At 68.3% G+C, this 20,515-nt stretch carries 18 protein-coding genes; 11 read left to right on the plus strand and 7 right to left on the minus strand.

Annotated elements, in window-relative coordinates; all coding sequences use genetic code 11:
- The first annotated feature begins 53 nt into the window (after window positions 1–53).
- The gene (locus ACSQ2H_RS04200; RefSeq protein WP_436060202.1) at window positions 54–1,127 is read left to right on the plus strand and encodes a glycosyltransferase family 2 protein; all 1,074 of its coding nucleotides are present in this window, start codon (window positions 54–56) and stop codon (window positions 1,125–1,127) included.
- On the opposite strand, the gene ACSQ2H_RS04205 is transcribed toward ACSQ2H_RS04200, so the two are convergent.
- Window positions 1,120–2,118: an NAD-dependent epimerase/dehydratase family protein gene (locus ACSQ2H_RS04205; protein WP_436060203.1), complete on the minus strand. Its 999-nt coding sequence runs from the start codon at window positions 2,116–2,118 to the stop codon at window positions 1,120–1,122. The genes ACSQ2H_RS04200 and ACSQ2H_RS04205 overlap by 8 nt on opposite strands.
- A gap of 491 nt (window positions 2,119–2,609) precedes the next feature.
- Between ACSQ2H_RS04205 and ACSQ2H_RS04210 the strand changes: the two genes are divergently transcribed.
- The 7 genes from ACSQ2H_RS04210 to ACSQ2H_RS04240 are packed head-to-tail and all read left to right on the plus strand — an operon-like array spanning window position 2,610 to window position 9,406.
- Window positions 2,610–3,569, plus strand: a complete 960-nt coding sequence (locus ACSQ2H_RS04210; RefSeq protein ID WP_436060204.1) for a glycosyltransferase — start codon at window positions 2,610–2,612, stop codon at window positions 3,567–3,569.
- On the plus strand, window positions 3,566–4,555 hold the full coding sequence (locus ACSQ2H_RS04215) for a glycosyltransferase (protein ID WP_436060205.1): 990 nt from the start codon (window positions 3,566–3,568) through the stop codon (window positions 4,553–4,555). The genes ACSQ2H_RS04210 and ACSQ2H_RS04215 overlap by 4 nt, the downstream gene beginning before the upstream one ends.
- Complete coding sequence (locus tag ACSQ2H_RS04220) at window positions 4,552–5,541, plus strand: Gfo/Idh/MocA family protein (protein ID WP_436060206.1); 990 nt, start codon at window positions 4,552–4,554, stop codon at window positions 5,539–5,541. Before ACSQ2H_RS04215 ends, ACSQ2H_RS04220 begins: the two co-directional genes overlap by 4 nt.
- A complete protein-coding gene (locus ACSQ2H_RS04225; protein WP_436060207.1) occupies window positions 5,538–6,623 on the plus strand; it encodes an NAD(P)H-binding protein in 1,086 nt (361 codons plus the stop codon). The genes ACSQ2H_RS04220 and ACSQ2H_RS04225 overlap by 4 nt, the downstream gene beginning before the upstream one ends.
- 17 nt (window positions 6,624–6,640) lie before the next feature.
- Complete coding sequence (locus tag ACSQ2H_RS04230; RefSeq protein WP_436060208.1) at window positions 6,641–7,609, plus strand: glycosyltransferase family 2 protein; 969 nt, start codon at window positions 6,641–6,643, stop codon at window positions 7,607–7,609.
- Window positions 7,596–8,468 (plus strand): glycosyltransferase family 2 protein, encoded by an 873-nt coding sequence (locus ACSQ2H_RS04235; RefSeq protein WP_436060209.1) that lies wholly within the window; start codon window positions 7,596–7,598, stop codon window positions 8,466–8,468. The genes ACSQ2H_RS04230 and ACSQ2H_RS04235 overlap by 14 nt, the downstream gene beginning before the upstream one ends.
- Window positions 8,468–9,406 carry a glycosyltransferase family 2 protein gene (locus ACSQ2H_RS04240; RefSeq protein WP_436060210.1) on the plus strand — a complete coding sequence of 313 codons (939 nt, stop codon included), beginning with the start codon at window positions 8,468–8,470 and terminating at the stop codon, window positions 9,404–9,406. The genes ACSQ2H_RS04235 and ACSQ2H_RS04240 overlap by 1 nt, the downstream gene beginning before the upstream one ends.
- Here ACSQ2H_RS04240 and ACSQ2H_RS04245 read toward each other — a convergent pair.
- The 3 genes from ACSQ2H_RS04245 to ACSQ2H_RS04255 are packed head-to-tail and all read right to left on the minus strand — an operon-like array spanning window position 9,403 to window position 12,672.
- Window positions 9,403–10,521 (minus strand): glycosyltransferase, encoded by a 1,119-nt coding sequence (locus ACSQ2H_RS04245; RefSeq protein ID WP_436060211.1) that lies wholly within the window; start codon window positions 10,519–10,521, stop codon window positions 9,403–9,405. The two genes, ACSQ2H_RS04240 and ACSQ2H_RS04245, sit on opposite strands and share 4 nt — an antisense overlap.
- Window positions 10,522–10,540: 19 nt before the next feature.
- Window positions 10,541–11,806 (minus strand): ABC transporter ATP-binding protein, encoded by a 1,266-nt coding sequence (locus ACSQ2H_RS04250; protein ID WP_436060212.1) that lies wholly within the window; start codon window positions 11,804–11,806, stop codon window positions 10,541–10,543.
- Window positions 11,803–12,672, minus strand: coding sequence for an ABC transporter permease (locus tag ACSQ2H_RS04255; protein ID WP_436060213.1), 870 nt, complete (start codon window positions 12,670–12,672; stop codon window positions 11,803–11,805). Before ACSQ2H_RS04255 ends, ACSQ2H_RS04250 begins: the two co-directional genes overlap by 4 nt.
- 208 nt (window positions 12,673–12,880) lie before the next feature.
- Here ACSQ2H_RS04255 and ACSQ2H_RS04260 point away from each other — a divergent pair, with 208 nt between their 5' ends.
- Complete coding sequence (locus ACSQ2H_RS04260; RefSeq protein WP_436060214.1) at window positions 12,881–13,552, plus strand: methyltransferase domain-containing protein; 672 nt, start codon at window positions 12,881–12,883, stop codon at window positions 13,550–13,552.
- On the opposite strand, the gene ACSQ2H_RS04265 is transcribed toward ACSQ2H_RS04260, so the two are convergent.
- The gene (locus ACSQ2H_RS04265) at window positions 13,549–14,538 is read right to left on the minus strand and encodes a polysaccharide deacetylase family protein (protein ID WP_436060215.1); all 990 of its coding nucleotides are present in this window, start codon (window positions 14,536–14,538) and stop codon (window positions 13,549–13,551) included. The two genes, ACSQ2H_RS04260 and ACSQ2H_RS04265, sit on opposite strands and share 4 nt — an antisense overlap.
- 159 nt (window positions 14,539–14,697) lie before the next feature.
- Complete coding sequence (locus ACSQ2H_RS04270; RefSeq protein ID WP_436060216.1) at window positions 14,698–16,290, minus strand: isocitrate lyase; 1,593 nt, start codon at window positions 16,288–16,290, stop codon at window positions 14,698–14,700.
- A 156-nt stretch (window positions 16,291–16,446) separates the two neighbouring features.
- Between ACSQ2H_RS04270 and ACSQ2H_RS04275 the strand changes: the two genes are divergently transcribed.
- Together ACSQ2H_RS04275 and ACSQ2H_RS04280 are read left to right on the plus strand one after the other, a co-directional pair.
- The gene (locus ACSQ2H_RS04275) at window positions 16,447–17,862 is read left to right on the plus strand and encodes a helix-turn-helix domain-containing protein (protein WP_436060217.1); all 1,416 of its coding nucleotides are present in this window, start codon (window positions 16,447–16,449) and stop codon (window positions 17,860–17,862) included.
- A gap of 151 nt (window positions 17,863–18,013) precedes the next feature.
- Window positions 18,014–20,167: a malate synthase G gene (locus ACSQ2H_RS04280; RefSeq protein WP_436060218.1), complete on the plus strand. Its 2,154-nt coding sequence runs from the start codon at window positions 18,014–18,016 to the stop codon at window positions 20,165–20,167.
- Window positions 20,168–20,211: 44 nt separating this feature from the next.
- Here the strand turns inward: ACSQ2H_RS04280 and ACSQ2H_RS04285 are convergent, their stop codons facing one another.
- Window positions 20,212–20,511: a DUF3325 family protein gene (locus ACSQ2H_RS04285; protein ID WP_436060219.1), complete on the minus strand. Its 300-nt coding sequence runs from the start codon at window positions 20,509–20,511 to the stop codon at window positions 20,212–20,214.
- Between the last annotated feature and the right edge of the window lie 4 nt (window positions 20,512–20,515).

Below are 20,515 nucleotides of genomic sequence, written 5' to 3' on the forward strand. Positions count from 1 at the left end.
GTATTTGTATAGTGTAGTTCGAAATCTGCACGTTTTCACCGTGAAGTTGGATCATGCCGAACCTGATCTCTGTCGTCGTGCCCGCATACAACGCCACCCCGACCCTGGCTGAAACGCTGCGGTCGGCGCTGCGGCAGACCCACGCCGAACTCGAGGTCATCGTCGTCGACGACGGGTCGAAGGACGACACCCGCGCGATGGCGGAGTCCTTCGCGGCGCAGGACGCCCGGGTGCGGGTGATTTCCAAGCCGAACGGCGGGGTGGCGGCGGCGCGCAACACCGGCATCGACGCGGCGCGCGGCGACTTCATCGCGCCGCTGGACGCCGACGATCTGTGGCATCCGGACAAGTTGCGGCTGCAGCTCGAGCGCTTCACGAACGGGCCGGCCAGCCTGGGCCTCGTCTACAACTGGTACCGCCGCATCGACACGTCCGGCCGCATCATCGACGCCTCCGCCGCACCGGTGGTGGAGGGCTGGGTGCTGTACCGGCATCTCGACTGGAACTTCGTCTCCAACGGCAGCACGCCGCTGATCCGGCGCAGCGCGCTGGGCGACCTGCGCTACGATCCGGGGCTCAACGCCGCGAACGCCCAGGGGTGCGAAGACTACCTGATCCAGCTGCAGGTCGCGCTGAAGCACCAGTTCGCCTGCGTGCCGGCCTACCTGACCGGCTACCGCCGAACCGACGGGGCGATGACCGAGGACGTCGGGCGCATGATCCGCTCGCACATCCAGATGTACCGGGTGATGTGGCCGGAGCTCGATGACACGGCGCGCAATCTGGCGCGGCGGCGGATGGCCACCTTCTTCGCCGAGTACGCCCGCAACCGCGCCCGGCGCGGCCTGGCGCGCGAAGCGCTGGGCGCCGTCGGCGAGGCGTTCGCGCATGACCCGCTGGGCGCCCCGCTCAAGCTTGTTGAGCAGGCGCGTCTGGCGTTCGTCTACCTGGGCCGTCGGAGCGGCGGGGACGTGGAGCGGGTGATCGACCCGCGCCACTTCGACGCCTATTCCGACACCGAGGTCGACACGGCCTGGGATTCGAGGCGCCGGCTTCAAAGGTTCAGAAGCCTGGCTGCGCTCGACGCCGCGTACGATCCGCGCATGGTGGGACGCCCCGTTAGTTAGGACCCATGAGCAGCGGCGCGGGCGCGAGCGGCGGCACGGTCTTCTGCTGGCCGATCTGCAGCTTGAACCATTCGAGGGTGCGGCGAATCCCGTCCTCGTAGGGGATGTCGGCCGACCAGCCGGGCAGGATCTGGTTCATGCGGGTCAGGTCGGGCCGGCGGTTGGTCGGGTCCTGCGGGACAGGCGGCAGGAACTCGATCGACGAGCCGGGCACCAGCTTGGTGATGTACTCGGCGACTTCCAGCACCGAGATCTCGCGGTCGTTGCCGACGTTGAGCGGGCCCGGATAGTTGACCTGGTCGCGCCAGAAATAGCGTTCGAGCGCGTCGATGATGTCGTCGACATACCCCCAGCTGCGCGATTGCAGGCCGTCGCCATAGACGGTGAGCTTGCCGGTAGTCAGCGCTTGGCCGAGGAAGTTCGACACCGCCCGACCATCGTCGATCCGGGTGCGCGGGCCATAAACGTTGAACAGGCGCACGATGCGGATGTCGATGCCGTAGACGCGGCGGCACTCGAACAGCAGCGACTCCGTGCAGCGCTTGCTTTCGTCGTACGACGAGCGCGGGCCCGTGCAGTCGACCGAGCCGCGATAGTGCTCGGGCTGCGGCGAGATCAGCGGATCGCCATAGACCTCGGACGTGGAGGCGAACGAGAAGCGGCCGCCCTTGGCCAGCAGGTTGCGCAGGTTCAGCGCGCCGCCGAGGTTGGCCTGAATGACGCCGACCGGGTCGCGCATGTACCACGGCGGCGAGGCCGGCGAGGCGAGGTGGATGATTTCGTCAAAGCGCTCGGAGGTGGAGAAGTGCTCCGCCGACGCGACCTCAAGGTGGAGGCGCGGATCCGAGATATGCTTGAGATTGTCCCGCGTGCCGGTCCAAAGGTTGTCGACCACGACGATGCGGTCGACATCAGACCTCAGCAGGAGGCGATCGATCAGGTGCGAGCCAAGGAAGCCACACCCACCGGCAACGAGTACTGCCTTTCCCACATTCACCCCCAGTTGTGAACGGTAGAGCCAAGCACCACCCAGCAACAAGCCGGCTCGACAACCCGCTGACTAGGGCCGTCGACTTCCCGAAAAGGGGTGGAGCCAAAGGTACGCGATAATCCGAGACTTATAGACTGTACATTAGTCGATTTACGATCGGATACATCCAGAAAAAACGTCATTCTCCATTTCGGAGAATTCCGATGGAATGCACACCTTAGCCGTCAGGGGTTTCTGAGCGGTTACAGTCGAGGTCGATTTCGCACCGCCTTCGCGGGAAATCATTGCCTGGACTCTTCTTCACCCAACTACACGCGAGCGGCGGCTCGCCTCCCATGAAACCCGGATAAACTTTGCTGCACGGGTTGGGGGAATTTTTAATATCTCATAGCGAAGATTGCTCTCATCGCCGACGCGTGGGGGCGCGCGATAGTTGAGTGTGGCCTGGCTGAGCTGTAGCCGGCCGATATCACACATTATCGGGGCGATATATGGCGTCAGAATTATCGCATGGGTTGTCAATTGTAACAAATGACGACGACCCGGATGTCAGTATTCTTTTAATTACATATAACCACGCCGATTATATTTCCTCTGCTCTTGACGGTGTGCTGGCCCAGCGCACCGATAGGAGGGTCGAAGTGATTGTCAGCGAGGACAGTTCGACGGACGCCACACGCACGATCCTGGCCCGTTACGTTGACCGGCATCCGCAGATCCGCATGCTGATGTCGCCGCAAAACCTGCGCTCCAACGAGGTGGTCGCCAGGGCGATCCGGGCCGCGCGCGGCCGCTATATCTGCCTGCTGGACGGCGACGACTACTGGACCGATCACGACAAGGTGCAGCATCAGGCCGAGTTGCTCGACGCCGACCCGACGCTCTCCGCCGTCTTTCACAATGCCATGATCGACGACGGCGAAGGGCCGCCGTCGCGCCGCTGGACGCCGGCCGACCAGAAGGCGCTCAGCGGCGTCGACGATCTCTGGAACGGCAACCCGTTCGCGACCTGCGCCGGCATGATGCGGCGCGAGGCGCTGAGCGGACTGGGCGACTGGTACGCCGACTTTTTCCCGATCACCGACTGGCCGCTCTACATCCTCTGTGCGGCGTGGGGGCCGATCGCCTTCGTGGACGAGCCGATCGGCGGCTACCGGCTGCATCCGGGCGGCATGTTCTCGTCGCTGCCGGGCCAGGAAAAGCTCGATCGCATCGAGGGGTTCTACCGGCGCATGCGGGCGGTCTCGCCGCCCGATCAGCAGCGCGCCGCTCGCGGCGGCGCTAGCCGCTACTTCTTCGAGTGGGCCGAGGTCTACGCCGAGCGTGGTGAGACCGCGATGGCCCGCGACTGTCTCTGGCGGGCGCTGCGCGCCGGCGGCGCCAGACAGCTCAGCGCGCGCAGCTTGCTGCGCGTATCCCGGCGCGTGTGGGGGAGCGGAGAAAGACGATGAACACCTCCCTTCAGCGCGCCCAGATCGAACCGATCATGGATAACCTTCCAAGACCGGACTGGTCGGTGATGATCCCGACCTATAACTGCGCCGGCTATCTCGCCGAGACCCTGCGCAGCGTGCTCGATCAGGCGCCAGGTCCCGACGATATGCAGATCGAGGTCGTCGACGACGGCTCGGTCGACGACCCCGAAGCGGTCGTTCGTGCGGTAGGCGGCGATCGCGTGAGCTTTTTCAGACAGCCCCAGAACGTCGGGCACATCCTCAACTTCGCGACGTGCCTGACCCGGGCGCGCGGGCGTTACGTGCACCTGCTGCATGGCGACGATCGCGTCGAGCCGGGCTTCTATCGGGCATTGCAGCAAGGCTTCGAGAGCTCCCCGGACGTCGGCGCGGCGTTCTGCCGGCATCGCTACATCGACGGCGAGGGCCGTGAGCTGTCCATTCCGGACGCAGAGCAGCCGCGGGCCGGCGTCTTGGCGGGCGGCGTCGAGCGGCTGGCCGAGGAACAGCGGATCATGACCCCGTCGATCACTGTCCGGCGCGAGGTCTACGAAGAGTTGGGCGGCTTCGATCCGCGGCTCGTCTGTTCCGAGGACTGGGAGATGTGGGTGCGCATCGCCGCGCGCTATCCGGTCTGGTACGAGCCCGAGGTGCTGGCCGGCTATCGCATGCACCAGGAGTCGAACACCGGCCGCCACTTCCGCATGGCCGAGGAGCTTGGCTATACGCGCCGCGCCATCGAGATGTTCACGCCGTATCTGCCGGCGGATCGGGCGCGGGAAATCGCCCGCCGGGCTCGGTTGACCTATGCCGACACCGCCCTCAACAATGCCCGCAGGTTCGCGCGCAGCGGAGATCGGCAGGGGATGCAGGCGCACTTGCTGGAGGCGGTCAGGATGAGTGCGACCCCGGGCGTGCTGCGGCGCGCCGCGGGCATCGCCCTGAGCGCCGGCTCCGCGGCCGGTAACGCGGAAGCTGCATGATCCGTATCGGATTGTCGGGATGCGGTGCGGTCAGCGCGCGTTACTACGTGCCCGCGCTGACCGCACTGGCGGCCGCCGGGGAGACCCGGTTGGTCGCTGTCTTCGATCCCGACGTCGCAGCGATGCAGGCGATCTGCGATCGCCTGCCCGAGGCGCGCGCGTGCGCAAGCTATGATGAGCTGCTGGCCGCCGGGCTCGACCTGGTCCTGGTCGCTTCCCCGCCGCGCCGCCATGCCGAACAGACCCTTGCGGCCCTCGCCAAGGGATTGGCGGTGCATTGCGAGAAGCCGCTGGCGATGTCCGGGGACGAGGCGGCGACGATGACGGCCGCCGCGCAGGCCGCCGGCCGGCCGTTGACCGAGGGGCTGATGCGCCGGCAGTTCCCGTCGGTGCGCGCCATCGCCGATCTTCTGCGGCGCCGGGTGATCGGCGAGCTGATTTCGGTGGACGTCTTCGAGGGCGGCCCGTTCGACTGGCCGGTGAGCTCGCCACGCTACTTCAGCCGCGCCGAGAGCGGCGGGGGGGTGTTGCGCGATCTCGGGCCCCACGTCTTCGACCTGCTGATCGGCTGGCTGGGGGAGCCGCAGCTGGTCTCCTGCGCCGACGACGCCCGCGGCGGCGTCGAGGCCAATGCGCGGGTCGAACTGGATTTCGCCGGCGTGCGGGCGAACGCCCGCCTCAGCCGCGACTGGGCGCGGCCCAACCGCTTCGTTTTCAATGGCGCGTCCGGTGCCATCGCCTGGACGCCTTATGAGACGGACCGACTGGAACTGCGCCTGGACGGGCAGACCGCGGCCTTGATCCTGGAAGGCGCCGGCGAGTTCCAGGACGCCTTCACCGCCCAGCTGCGCGCGGCCATCGCCGGTCCCGCCAGCGTCGGCCGGGGGCAGACGCCGGGTGTCGAGGCCCTGCGGCTGATCGATCTCTGCTATGCGCGCCGCCAACCGATGGCCGAGCCGTGGATCGACGGCGGGCGCGCGGCATGACCTGCATCGCCATTGTCGGCGCCAACGGCTTCGTCGGAAACCGCGCCGTCGAAATGCTGCATCTCTCGGGCCAAGCCCAGGTGCGCCCGATCGTGCGCCGCGCCAGCGCCGCAGCCCTGCCGCGGCGTTTCGATCTGGACGTGCGGGTGGCCGACGCCGGCGACCGCGTCGCCATGGCCGCCGCGCTGGAGGGCTGCGACGTGGTGGTCTCGGCCGTCGCGGGGGATCCGCAGACCATCGTCGGCGCCGTCGAGCCGATCTACCGCGCCGCCCAGGACGCCGGCGTTCGACGGTTGATCTATCTGAGCAGCGCCTCGGTTCATGGCCAGGCGCCCGCCGCCGGCGTCGACGAGGACAGCGTCCTCAGCGACCGTCAGCCGATGGACTACAACAACGCCAAGGTCCGCGCCGAGCGGCTGCTGGCCGAGCTGCGCCGCGGCGGCGCGGTGGAGACCGTAGTGCTGCGCCCCGGCATCGTGTTCGGACCGCGCTCGCAGTGGGTCGGGGGCTGGGCCGACGAGCTGCTGGCCGGCGAGGCCTATGTCGTCGCCGGCGCGCGCGGCGCCTGTAACTCTATCTATGTCGACAACCTCGTCCATGCGATCGGGCTCGCGGCGAGCGCGGACCGCGCGGACGGACGGACCTATCTGTTGGGCGACCGCGAGCAGCCCAGCTGGCGCGATCTGTATGGCCCCATCGCCGCGGCGCTGGGCGTCGACCTGGATTCCCTGCCCGACATGCCGGCCGCCGCCGCGCAGGTTCCCACACCGCCCTCGCAGCTGGAGCAGCTGCGGCGCTCGGAGCTGGTCAAAGGGCTGGCGGGCGCTCTGCCGCGGCCGGTCCGCGTCGGGGTCGGGGCCGGGCTGAAATCGTATCGCGCACGCCGCTCGCCGCCCTCCGGCGCGGCCGCCCGGGGTCCCGAAGTCTCATTGGAACGGGCGTTGCTGCAGACGGGCGAGGTCTGGCTGCCGTGGGCTCGCGCCGAGGTGGAACTTGGTTACGTTCCTGTCGTATCGTTCGATGAGGGGCTACGCCGTTCCATCGCGTGGCTCGAGTACGCAGGGTATCCAGTCGTTTCGTAAGAGGACAGGGTGGGGCGATGTCAGCCAGCGTAGCGGTGATCATACCGACCTATAATCACGCGCATTATCTGGCCGCGGCGATCGAGAGCGCGCTCGGCCAGACCGCGCCGCCGAAGGAAATCATCGTCGTCGACGACGGCTCGCGCGACGACCCCGCCGCGGTCACGGCCGCCTATCCGTCGGTGAAGCTGATCCGCCAGGAGAACCAGGGCCTGTCGGCGGCGCGCAACACCGGCATGCGCGCGGCCAGCAGCGAGTACCTCGTCTTCCTCGACGCGGACGACCAGTTGATGCCCGACGCGCTGGCCAAGCAGCTGGAACTGTTCGCGCAGCATCCCGACTGCGGCATGGTCTACGGCTCATACTGCTATGTCGACGCCGTCACCCGGCAGATCACGCCCGTGACCCTGTTCCCGCCGGGCGAGGACCCGTTCGCGACATTCCTGCGCTGCAACTGCATCGGCATGCATGCGACGGTGATGTATCGCGCCGACCGGCTGGAAGCGGTGGGGGCGTTCGACGCCTCGCTGCGCGCCTGTGAGGACTACGACACCTATCTGCGCATGTCGCGCAACTACGCGATCGCCGCCCGGCCCGAGATGATGGCCGAGTACTGGCAGCATGATCAGAACATGTCGCGCGACAGCGCGATGATGCTGCGCTCGGTGCTCGGCGTCGTGCGCCGCTATCGGAGCGCGGCCGACGAGCGACCCGAGTGGCGGGCCGCCGTCAACGACGGCGAGGCGCGCTGGATCCGCTTCTACTCCGACACCTGGCTGATGAACCTGCTGGCCAACCGTAAGCCGGCCGGGCTTGGGCCGCTGATGCGGCAGGCGATCGGGATCACGCAAATCGCGCCGCGCGCCCTTCCAGCCAGCGCCGCCCGGATGGCGATCTCCAACACGCGCGAACGGCTGCGCTCGGCCCGCTCGGCGTTCCGCCGCCGCCGCGCGCAGCGGGCCGGAGGTCCGCATGGCCCCGCCTAGGGTCAGCGTCATCATCATCGTCTACAACGGCGAGACCTATCTGGCGGAAGCGATCGACAGCGTACTGGCGCAGAGCTGGCCCGACTTCGAACTGCTGGTGGTCGACGATGGATCGAGCGACGGCAGCCGCGAGCTGACCCAAAGCTACGTGGATGCGTATCCGCAGCGCGTACAGCTGTTGCGCCATCCAGGCGGCGTCAACCGCGGCATGAGCGCGACGCGTAATCTGGGCCTGGCCCACGCCAAGGGCGAACTGGTCGCGTTCCTCGACGCCGACGACGTCTGGGCGCCTGGCAAGCTGGCCGAGCAGGTGGCGATCCTGGACCAGCAGCCTGAGGCCGGGATGGTCTATGGGCGGGCGCTGATCTGGCACGCCTGGCGGCCCGACGCCGCCGAAGCGGATTTCGTCTACGATCTCGGCGTGGAGCCTGATCAGCTCTACCGGCCGCCGCACCTGTTTCACCTGCAACTGAAGAACGTCTACCAGACGCCCACCTCGAGCGGTTCGTTGCTCCGCAAGTCGCTGGTCGACGGGGTCGGCGGCTTCGAGGCGGCCTTCAAGGGCATGTTCGAGGACCAGGTGTTCTACGCCAAGGCGCTGCTGGCCGCGCCGACCTATGTCGGCGATGCGGTGTGGTTCAAGTATCGGCAGCATCCGCAGAGCGCGACCGCCGAGTCCGCTGCGGCGGGCGCCGACGACCGGGCGCGGTTGCGCTATCTCGGCTGGCTGTCGCGCTACCTGACGGCGCAGAAGGCGGACCCGCAGGCGCGCCTGGCCGTGCGGGAAACGATCGCCGAGCTGCGGCTGAGGATGGCCAAGAACCTGGTCAGGCGCCTGCTTGGAAAGGCGCCCCGCTGATGGCCGAGGTGTCGGTGATCACGCCGTTCCTGAACGCCGAAGCCTATATCGAGCAGGCGATCGCTTCGGTGCAGGCCCAGACCTTCGGCGACTGGGAACTGCTGTTGGTGGACGACGGGTCCAGCGACGCCAGCCCGCAGATGGCCGCGGCGGCGGCCGCCGCCGACGGCCGCATCCGAGTCATTGCGCCCGATCCAGCCCGACGCGGGGCGGCCGCCGCGCGCAACCGCGGCATGGACGCCGCGCGCGGGCGGTTCATCGCCTTCCTGGACGCCGACGACCTGTTCGAGCCGACGAAGCTTGCCTTCGAACTGGCCATGCTGGAGCGCGCGCCGCAGGCAGCGTGGGTGTACGGGCCGACGCTCTGGTGGTGGGAAGGCGAGAACCCCCGCACCTGGACCGAGACCATGCGTCGCTTCGCTGGACGGGCGCATCCGGCGCCTGCGTTGTTCAATGCCGTGCTGCTGGGCCAGCAGGGCGACGTGCCCTGCACGTGCGCGGTCCTGATCCGCCGCTCGGCCCTCGAGGAGGTCGGCGGCTTCGAGGAGCAGTTCGCGCTCTATGAGGACCAGAGCCTCTGGGCCAAGTTGCTGCTGCGCTATCCGGTCTATGTCGCCGACCAGTTCCAGTCGCGCTATCGCCAGCATCCCGACTCGACGTCGAACAAGGCCGCCGAGGGCGGCGACTATGACCGCTATCGGCCGCATGCGGCGCGGATCGCGTTCCTGAACTGGGCGGCGGAACATGCCCGGGAACATGGCCTGATGACGCCGCAGACCGAGCGCGCCTTCCGGTTGGCCTTCGCGCCCTACGATCTGCCCGAGTGGCCGCTGGGGCCCGGCGACCGTATCGCGTTGGCGACGCGGCGAGCCTCGGAGGCGGCCGTGCGCGCGCGCCGCGCCGTCCGGCGGTCGGTGCGCGGCATGGTCGGCCGCTAGTTGCGGCGCGATCCGGTCAGATAGAAGCGCAGGCCCGAGAGGTAGCCGCGAACCTCCAGGTCGAGGAAGCGGTCACGCGGCTGGGAGCGGCGCAGCGCCCGGCGTCCATAGCGCACCGGCAGGCTGACGAAGGCGCGCCGCAGGTCGCCCAGCCGGCGGTTGCGTTCGAACTGGACCAGCAGCGCGGCGGAGTGGCCGCGCATGTAGCTGAACAGTTGGCGGGCCAGGCCCTCGTCGGAGTTCCGATGATAGTGGAAGGCGACCGAGGACGGCTCGTAGCGGCAGACGTAACCGTGGGCGAGCAGCCGGTGCCAGAATTCGGAGTCGCCGGAGCAGCCGGCGCGGCCGACATCAAGCCGTTCGTCGAACAATCCGGCCTTGGCGAACACCTCGCGGCGGAAGGCCATGCTGGCGCCGGCGCCGATGTCCCAAGCGGGAAAGGCCCGCCGCTCGGCCTTGAAGGCCTCTGGCGTGTAGTCCTTCGGCGCGTAGCCGCGCGCAAAGCTCCAGTAGGTCTCGAAATGCAGCTGGGCCGGAGTCGCCAGTTCGGCCGGCAGCACCAGTCCTGTGACGGCGCCGATCTGCGCCGTGTCAAAGGCGGCGACCAGGTTCTGGAGCCAGTTTGGATGCAGCAGCACGTCGTCGTCGGTATAGGCGACGATCTCGCCGCGGGCGGTCGTCGCGCCGGTGTTGCGGGCATAGTCGAGGCCCGGCCGGTCCTCGCGGACATAGACGACGCCGGCGTCCTGGGCGGCGGTGCGCGTCGCGTCGCCGGCTGAGGCGTTGTCGACGACGATCACCTCCAGCGGACGCAGGGTCTGGGCCGGCAGCGAGGCCAGGCAGCGGCGAAGTTCTTCCGGCCGGTCGCGCGTGCAGATGACCACGCTCACCGACGGCGACTGGGGCGACAGCCGCGGAGGGGCGGTCCGCGCGGTCGGTTGCGTGCGGCGCGTGACGCCGTCGCTGCCGGTCAGCGCCTGGGCGATCGGCAGGCCCTGGTCCCAGAAGACGGTCATGGCCGTCGCCGGATCTGGTTCGGCCGACAGCGGGCGGTGGCTGACGCCGGGCGTCGCGACGCCGGGACCGATGAGGTCGCTGGTAAGCGGGCTGTTCACCGTCGGCGGGCCGGCGGGGTCAGGCGACGACGGCCGGCGCAGCCTCGGCGCGCCATTCGAACCGGGGACGCAGGACGCCTTCCCATTCGCCGTACCAGCCGTCGCGGTCGCGGTCGCTGTCGAGCACTTCGAAGGTCATGGCGTCGGGCAGGTCGAGCACCTCCTCGCCGCCCTGGAGCAGGGTGACGTGAAGCCGGTACTCGTCGGCGTTCAGCAGGTCGGCGGGGATCAAGCAGCTGATCCGGTGGCGTCCCGGGGTCTGGGCCCAGGTCGACTTCGAGCTGCTGATGAAGAAGACCACGACGCCGCTGCGGTTGAGGACCCGGATGTCGAAACGCAATGGCTGCGAGCCGCCGGTCCACTCGTAGTCGAACGCGATCTGGAACGGAGTGTGGATGTCGACGTGATGCTGGCGGTCGGCGTCGAACGAGATCGCCTGGATCGCATGGATCTTGGCCGACCCGCCGGTCGGGGCGTCCTCGGGCGCCCAGATGCGGACGCCGGAGGGGCCCTCGGCGCCGGCCCGGAGATAGGCGTTCAGGACGTCGTGCGTGCGGCCGTCGGCGGCGACCTTGCCGCCCTGCAGCAGGATGGCGCGGGGGCAGAGCGACTGGATGGCGGTGATGTTGTGGCTGACGAACAGCACGGTGCGGCCGTCGTGCGCCATCTCGCCCATGCGCGCCAGGCACTTCTGCTGGAAGCCGATGTCGCCGACGGCGAGGACTTCGTCGATCAGCAGGATGTCGGTCTCCAGGTGCGCGGCCACCGCGAAGGCGAGGCGCGTGTACATGCCGCTGGAGTAGCGCTTGACCGGGGTGTCGATGAAGTCGGCGACCTCGGCGAAGGCGACGATCTCGTCGAACCGGCGGCCGATCTGCTGGCGCGACATGCCCAGGATGGCGCCGTTTAGAAAGACGTTGTCGCGGCCGGAGAGCTCCGGATGGAAGCCGGTTCCGACTTCGAGCAGCGAGCCGACGTGGCCACGGAATCGCACCTCGCCGGAGGTCGGCTCGGTGATCTGCGACAGGATTTTCAGCAGCGTGCTCTTGCCGGCCCCGTTCTTGCCGACGACGCCGACGATTTCGCCGCGCTTGATATCGAAGGAGACCCCCTTCAGCGCCCAGAAGTCCTCCGGCCGCGGGCGTTGTTCGCCGCGCAGAAGGTCAGGGAGGCGCCGGACGCCCTGCGAGATCGTCTGGCGCAGGTTCGTCGAGCCGGCCCCGCCCAAGCGATAGCGCTTGGTGAGGTCGTCGACCTTAATCGCCCATGGCCGCTCGTTCTTCATATGATGTCCGCGAAGCTGCTCTCGATCCGTCGGAAGACGAAGAGGCCAATGATCAGCATGACCAGCGCGCTGGCGGTGGACAGGGCGACAAGATCAAACGGGAAGGGGCCGGTGTTCAGCATGGCCCATCGATAGCCCTCGACGACGCCGGTCATCGGGTTGAGGCCGAGCAGGACGCGCCACTTCTCCGGCGCCATGCTGGCCGGATAGGCGACCGGGGTGGCGAACATCCAGAGCTGGACCAGCAGCGGCATCATCTGGCGCACGTCGCGGAACCGGACGTTGATCGCCGCCAGCCCCGCGCCGACGCCGACGGTGGCGATGATGGCCAGCAGGGTGAAGGGAACGACGAACACGACTTTCCAGGTCGGCCAGACGCCGTAGAAGGCCAGCATCGCGATGAGAAAGCCGAAGGAAATCGCCAGGTCGGCCAGGCCGCGGACCACCGCGGCGATCGGCAGGATCAGGCGCGGGAAGTAGACCTTCTCGATCAGCTGGGTGTTGCCGATCAGGCTGTTCACGGCGCCGGTCACCGCCTGGCTGAAATAGGTCCAGATCACCAGGGCGGTGAAGCTGAACAGCGGATAGGGAACACCGTCGGAGGGCAGCTTGGCGAGCTTTCCGAACACGACGGTGAAGACGACCATGGTCGCCAGGGGCTGGATGATCGCCCAGGCGCTCCCGAGGATGGTCTGCTGGTAGCGAACCTTGAGGTCGCGCCAGACGAGGAACATCAGCAGGTCGCGATAGAGGAACAGTTCGCCGAGATTGAGCGAGCGCCAGCCGCTGGTCGGGCGCACGACCGTCTCCCGCAGCAGGTGCGGGGCGGGCGCCTCATGGTTCGGGACTACGGCGCTGTCAGCCATGTCGTTACGAACTCCTTCGCGGTTCCCGAGCATTGGCCGGACCGGGCGTCCACATCAAGACTCCAGTTGCCAAGGCATTGACCATGGCCGATGCTTAGGGAGTGTTAATATTGAAGCGCGATAGTCAATTGCTGCTTCGCTATTTGAACTTTCCCCGCCGCTTTTGAGGAATGCTGTGTTGACCGACAGCCGCCGGCGCCATGCCTTGATGTCGAAAATCGACCGCCGTATCGGGGCTGGCCTGTTCTTGAGGTTCCTCAGCACAGAACCGGTGAGCCGGGAATTCGGCTACGATCGCGGCACGCCGGTCGATCGATACTACATCGAAAACTTCCTGGCCCGGCAGTCCGGCGAAATCCGCGGACGGGCGCTGGAGATCGGCGACGCCGCCTATTGCCGCCGCTTCGGGGGCGCGCAGATCACCCAGCAGGAAGTGCTGCACATCAATCCCGGCAATCCGGAAGCGACGATCGTCGGCGACATCTCCGTGCCGGGCGTGCTGCCCGAGGCGGGGCTGGACTGCATCGTGCTGACCCAGACGCTGCACCTGATCTACGACATGAAGGCGGCGGTCGAGGGCATGCGCCGCGGGCTGAAGCCGGGCGGTGTGGCGCTGGTGACGGTGCCGGGCATCAGTCCGGTGGCCGAGGATGAATGGGGCGCGACCTGGTACTGGTCGCTGACGACGCTGGCGGCCACGCGGCTGTTCGGCGATGTCTTCGGACCCGAGAACATCGAGATCGAGACCTTCGGCAACGCCTATGCGGCCACGACCTTCCTGCAGGGCCTCGCCCACCAGGAGGTCAGCAAGCGCAAGCTCGACGTGGTCGACGACCGCTACCCGGTGATCATCACCATCAAGGCGCGCCGCGGCGCCTAGGCGCTGAGCGCCGCGCTCAACCGCCGGGCCGGCCAGTCGCCGACCTGCAGCCGTGGCAGGCGCAGGTGGTTGGCGCCCTTGCGCACCACGTCGGCGTCGGTGGTGACGGCGACGGCGAACCCCGCCTCGCGCACCACGTCCACGGTCACGTCGCTGTAGTCGCCGAACGGATAGGCGAAGGTCGACGGCGTCGCGCCCAGCAGCTCGGCGCAGACCTCACGGCTGGTCTCGATTTCGGTGCGCTGTTCCTCGCGGCTGAGCTCGCTGAGCGCCGGGTGGTTCACCGAGTGCGCCCCGAAGCTGATCACGCCTTCGGCGGCCAGGGTCTGGATCTCCTGGCGGGTCATGCTGCGATGGCTGGACCGGCCAGCCGCCGGCATGCCGTGGCGAAGAGCGAGATCGGCCAGCAGCGCCCGGCGCTCGACCGGGTCGAGCAGGCGCATCGCCTGCCAAAGCGCCTTGTAGGCGGCCTGGCGTAGGGGGTTGGGGGCGTGAAGGTCGCCGGCCGGACCGAGGTCGAACGCATGGCGTTGGCCTTCGATCTCGATATCCATGGCTGCGACCGGCGCGCCGACGACGATGCGCTCCAGATCGTCCCACCAGTATTCATGGTCGGCCGAGATCGCGCTGGTGGCCAGGAAGACGGTGGCCGGCAGGCCGTGGGCGGCCAGCAGCGGCGCGGCGTTGAGCCCATTGCAGGCGTAGCCGTCGTCGAAGGTGATGGCGACCGCGTCACGCGGCAGGTCGCCGCGGGCGTGGCGCTCCGCGAACTCGATCAGCGGCAGCACCGTGCGGCGGCGCTTGAGCCAGGCGAGCTGTTCATCGAAGTGGGCCGGCGTGACCGCCAGCTCCCAGGGATCGTAACCGGGCTCGTTGACGCGGTGATACATCAGGATCGCCGGTCCGGCAGGCAGGCCAAGCGCGCGGCGGCCCGCCGTCGCCAGGCGGTTCCTGACCTTGCGCGCGATACGTCTGATCCTGGACATCCGAGACCACTTTCCAGCACAGCGATGCCTGCCGGCGAATTAAACGCCCAAATGCCTTAGTTGAGAATGAAGTTCGCGCGCGCCCCCGCGCGGTGCGCCAAAGAAAACGGCCCGGAGCGCGAGCTCCGGGCCGTTCCCTTGTCGGTCGATGAGGCTCGCTTAGGCGAACTGGTTCATCGTGTTGTGGGCGCCGCCGGCCTTCAGCGCGGCTTCGCCGGCGAAGTATTCCTTGTGGTCGTCGCCCAGATCCGAGCCGGACATGTTCTGGTGCTTCACGCAGGCGATCCCTTCGCGGATCTCCTTGCGCTGGACGCCCTTCACGTAGCCCAGCATGCCTTGCGAACCGAAGTACTCCTTGGCCAGGTTGTCGGTCGACAGGGCCGCGGTGTGGTAGGTCGGCAGGGTGATCAGGTGGTGGAAGATGCCCGCGCGCTTGGCGCCGTCCGCCTGGAAGGTGCGGATGCGTTCGTCGGCTTCGGCCGCCAGTTCGGTGGCGTCGTAGTCCACGCTCATCAGGCCGTTGCGGTCATAGGACGAGACGTCCTTACCGGCGGTCTTCCACGCGTCGTACACTTGCTGACGGAAGTTCAGGGTCCAGTTGAACGACGGGCTGTTGTTGTAGACCAGCTTGGCGTTCGGGATGACTTCGCGGACGCGGTCCATCATGCCGGCGATCTGCTCGACGTGCGGCTTTTCGGTTTCGATCCACAGCAGGTCGGCGCCGTTCTGCAGCGAGGTGATCGAGTCCAGGACGCAGCGGTCTTCACCGGTGCCTTCGCGGAACTGGAACAGGTTCGACGGCAGACGCTTCGGACGCAGCAGCTTGCCTTCGCGGTTGATGATGACGTCGCCGTTCTTCAGGTCGGCGGCGGCGATCTCTTCGCAATCCAGGAAGCTGTTGTACTGGTCGCCCAGGTCGCCCGGGGTGTGGCTGACGGCGATCTGCTTGGTCAGGCCGGCGCCCAGCGAGTCGGTGCGGGTGACGATGATGCCGTCGTCGACGCCCAGCTCGAGGAAGGCGTAGCGGCAGGCGCGGACCTTGGCGAGGAAGTCTTCGTGCGGAACGGTGACCTTACCGTCCTGGTGACCGCACTGCTTTTCGTCCGAGACCTGGTTTTCGATCTGCAGGGCGCAGGCGCCCGCTTCGATCATCTTCTTGGCCAGCAGGTAGGTGGCTTCGGCGTTGCCGAAACCGGCGTCGATGTCGGCGATCACCGGAACGACGTGGGTCTGGTAGTTGTCGACCGCGTCGATCAGTTCCTGCTCGCGCTTCTTGTCGCCAGCGGCGCGCGCGGCGTCGAGATCACGGAACATGCCGCCCATTTCACGGGCGTCGGCCTGACGCAGGAAGGTGTAGAGCTCTTCGATCAGAGCCGGGACCGAGGTCTTCTCGTGCATCGACTGGTCCGGCAGCGGGCCGAATTCCGAACGCAGGGCGGCGACCATCCAGCCCGACAGGTAGAGGTAGCGGCGGTCGGTGTTGCCGAAGTGCTTCTTGATCGAGATCAGCTTCTGCTGGCCGATGAAGCCGTGCCAGCAGCCCAGCGACTGGGTGTACTTGCCGGCGTCCAGGTCGTAGGCCGCCATGTCGCGGCGCATGATCGCGGCGTTGTACTTGGCGATCTCCAGGCCGGTCTTGAAGCGGTTCTGCAGACGCATGCGGGCCACGGATTCGGCGTTGATGCCGTCCCAGGTGCCGTTCTTGCTTTTGATGAGCTGGCTCATCTCGATGATGTGGTCTTGGTAGGACATGTGCCTCTTCCGCTCCGCCCGGGGAACTGGACCCGGTGTTGGACGGTCACCTAGGACGGCCGCCGCAGCCTGTGGAGTCGCTGCGAGGTGCGGATGTAAGACTTTACGGCCGATCTCTGTAATGCTGTAATGTCTCGACAATCGCCGGAGTAAGAAATGGCCGCCGAACGTCGCCTCTATGTCGGGCCGAGCCTGCGCCGCCTGCGCCGGGACCATGGGCTGACCCAGGCGGACATGGCCGCGGACCTCGAGGTCTCGCCCTCGTACATCGCGCTGCTCGAGCGCAATCACCGGCCGCTCAGCGCCGAGATGCTGCTGCGGCTGTCGCAGACCTACAAGATGGACATGGCGACCCTGGCCGGCGACGGCGGGTCGGACGACGCGGCGCGGCTGCAGGCGGTGCTGAAGGACCCGATGTTCGGCGACATCGACCTGCCGACGCTGGAGAGCACCGACGTCACCACCAACTTCCCGGGCATCACCGAGGCGCTGTTGCGGCTCTACACGTCCTACAAGGAAGAACAGCTGGCCCTGGCCGACCGCAGCGCCGAGGGCCCGGCGGGCGACGCCGCCCAAGGGCCGGACGCGGCCGATCCGGTCGCCGAGTCCCGGCGGTTCCTGGCCGCGCGGCGAAACTCGTTTCCGGTGCTGGACGACGCAGCTGAGCGACTGGCCCAGCAGGTCGCCGCCCACGACAGCATCGCGGCCTATCTGAAGGCGCGGCACAATCTGCGGGTTCGCCGGATCCCATCCAACTTCATGGTCGGCTCGATCCGGCGGCTCGACTGGCACCGCAAGGAACTGCTGCTCGACGACTCGCTCGACACCGCCAGCCAGGTGTTCCAGCTGGCCCTGCAACTGGCCTATCTGGAGATGCGCGACGACGTCGACGCGGTCGCCGCCGAAGGGACCTTCGCCAGCGAGAGCGGCGAGCGGCTGACCCGCCGGGCGCTGGCCAGCTATGCGGCCGCCGCGATCCTGATGCCCTACACCGCCTTCGCCAAGGCCGTGGAGGCGCGGCGCTACGACGTCGAGGCGCTGGGCCGCCAGTTCGGGGCCAGCTTCGAGCAGACCGCCCACCGGCTGACCACCCTGCAGAAGCCCGGCCACGAGCGGGTGCCGTTCTTCTTCATCCGCGTCGACCCGGCCGGCAACGTCTCCAAGCGCCTGGATGGGGCGGGGTTTCCGTTCGCCCGCCACGGCGGCGGCTGCCCGCTATGGTCGGTGCACCAGGCGTTCAAGACCCCGCGCGAGATCGTCACCCAGTGGCTGGAGCTGCCGGACGGCGAGCGGTTCTTCTCGATCGCCCGAACCGTCACGGCGGGAGGCGGCGCGTTCGGCACCCCGAGGGTCGAGCGGGCCATCGCGCTGGGCTGCTCGGCCGAGCATGCGCACCGGCTGATCTACACCCAGGACCGGCCTGGGCCGGAGAGCGCCACGCCGATCGGGGTCACCTGCCGGCTCTGCCATCGCACCGAGTGCACCGCCCGCTCGGCCCCGCCAATCGGCCGCCAGATCCTGGCCGACGACATCCGCCGCACGAGCGCGCCGTTCGGCTTCTCGGACGCTTAAGGCAAATTCTGCCCCTGACGCCCCAAAGCGTCGCCCCTCGCGAACAAAACGCTTCAAACCGGCGCGCTTCCGTGCAGTAAAGCGCCGGAATGGTCCGGCTCGCTGCACTGCGGCGAAGCCCAGGGACGCTTTAGTTGGGGACACGAGTCGCATGAACATCAGCAAATCCCTCACGGTCGACGATATGCTGCACGCTTTCGTGGAGGGCGAGCTTCTGCCCGGCACGGGCGTAGCGTCCGACGCGTTCTGGGCCGCGCTGGAAAACGTGCTGGCCGACTTCACTCCGCGCAACGCGGCGCTGCTGCAGCGCCGCGACGACCTGCAGGCCCAGATCGACGGCTGGTGGCGCGAGCGCCGCGGCAAGCCGCTGGACGTCGCCGAAGAGACCGCCTTCCTGCGCGAGATCGGCTACCTGCTGCCTGAGCCCGACGCCTTCCAGATCGACACCCAGAACGTCGACCCGGAGATCGCCTCGATCGCGGGCCCGCAGCTGGTGGTGCCGGTCTCGAACGGCCGCTTCGCGCTCAACGCCGCCAACGCGCGGTGGGGCAGCCTCTACGACGCCCTCTACGGCACCGACGCGCTCGAGCCGCCGACCGGCGGCAAGGGCTATGACCCGGTGCGCGGGGCCAAGGTGGTGGCTTTCGCCCGCGGCTTCCTGGACCGCGCCGCGCCGCTGGCCGCCGGTTCCCACGCCGACGCCGCGGCCTATGTGGTGGCGGGGCAGAACCTGGTCGTGCGCCTGAAGGACGGCAGTGAGGTCGCGCTGGCGAACCCGGCCCAGTTCGCGGGCTATCGGGGCGAGGCGGCCGCGCCGGCCGGCGTGCTGCTGACCCACAACAGCCTGCATCTCGAGATCCTGATCGACCGCGAGCACAACATCGGCAAGGACGACGCCGCGGGCGTCGCCGACGTGCTGGTCGAAGCGGCGCTGACCGCGATCCAGGACTGCGAGGACTCGGTCGCCGCCGTCGACGCCGAGGACAAGACCAACGTCTACCGCAACTGGCTGGGCCTGATGCGCGGCGACCTGACCGCGACCTTCGCCAAGGGCGGTCAGACCGAGACCCGCCGCCTGGACGAAGACCGCACCTACACCGCCGTGTCCCGCGGCGCGCTCACCCTGCGCGGCCGCAGCCTGATGCTGGTGCGCAATGTCGGCCACCACATGCTGACCGACGTGGCGACCTTCAACGGCCAGCCGGTGTTCGAGACCGTGGTCGACGCCTTGGTCACCGTCGCCGCCGCCCTGCACGACCTGAAGGGCGCGCGCCGCAACAGCACGGCCGGCTCGGTCTATGTCGTGAAGCCGAAGATGCACGGCCCCGACGAGGTGGCGCTGGCCGTGCGTCTGTTCGACATGGTCGAGGACGCCCTGGGCCTGGAACGCAACACCGTGAAGCTGGGCATCATGGACGAGGAGCGCCGCACCAGCGCCAACCTGGCCGCCTGCATCCACGCCGCGCGCGAGCGGATCGTGTTCATCAACACCGGCTTCCTCGACCGCACGGGCGACGAGATCCACACGGCGATGGAAGCGGGCCCGGTGGTCCGCAAGGACGCCATCAAGGCCGAGGCCTGGCTGCCGGCCTATGAGAAGCGCAACGTCGAGATCGGCCTGGCCACGGGCTTCCCGGGCCGCGCCCAGATCGGCAAGGGCATGTGGGCGGCGCCCGACATGATGAAGGACATGCTGGCCGCCAAGGTCGGCCACCCCAAGGCCGGCGCCAACACCGCCTGGGTGCCGTCGCCGACCGCCGCCGTGCTGCACGCGCTGCACTATCACGAGGTCGACGTCCCGGCGCTGCAGGCCTCGATGCTCAAGTCGGCGACCAAGACCGGCACCGACGATCTGCTGACCCCGCCGCTGGCCAAGTCCAACTGGAACGCCGCCGACATCCAGCAGGAACTGGACAACAACGCCCAGGGCATCCTCGGCTACGTGGTGCGCTGGATCGACCAGGGCGTCGGCTGCTCGAAGGTGCCGGACATCCACGACGTCGGGCTGATGGAAGACCGCGCCACTCTGCGGATCTCCAGCCAGCACATGGCCAACTGGCTGCACCACGGGGTCTGCACCGAGGAGCAGGTGCGCGAGACCTTCGGCCGGATGGCCAAGGTGGTCGACGGCCAGAACGCCAACGACGCGGCCTATCAGGCCATGAGCTCGAACCCGGACGCCAGCATCGCCTACCAGGCGGCGCTGGAACTGGTGTTCGAAGGCCGGGTGCAGCCGAACGGCTACACCGAGCACGTCCTGACCCGCCGCCGCCGCGAGCGTAAGGCGCAGCTGGCCGGGGGCTGACGCCGAGACCGCGCCGCGGCTTTGCTCCGCGGCGCGGCCCGACCCTAGGCGCGGGGGGCGAGCAGCCGCGCCAGCAGGGCCGGCCGGACGGTCAGGGTCGTCACCACGACCCCCGCCGCCAGGGCCGCGCCGAGCACGCCGGCGACGATGCCGACGCCGCCGCCCATCACCCCGAGCAGGAAGGCCAGCACGAACAGCGCCTTGCTGGCCAGCCGCAGCCGCGATCGACGGGCGGGCGGACAGGCGTGGCCGGTCGCCTGGCGGTGGTGGCGGTCCATCGACAGCGCCGCGCAGATTAAGGCCGCGAAGGCGAGCGGGGCGCTGGCGAGGCCGAGCAGTTCCATGACG

Origin of the sequence: Phenylobacterium sp. LjRoot97 (assembly GCF_964254345.1) — a bacterium.
Taxonomy (GTDB): domain Bacteria; phylum Pseudomonadota; class Alphaproteobacteria; order Caulobacterales; family Caulobacteraceae; genus Phenylobacterium.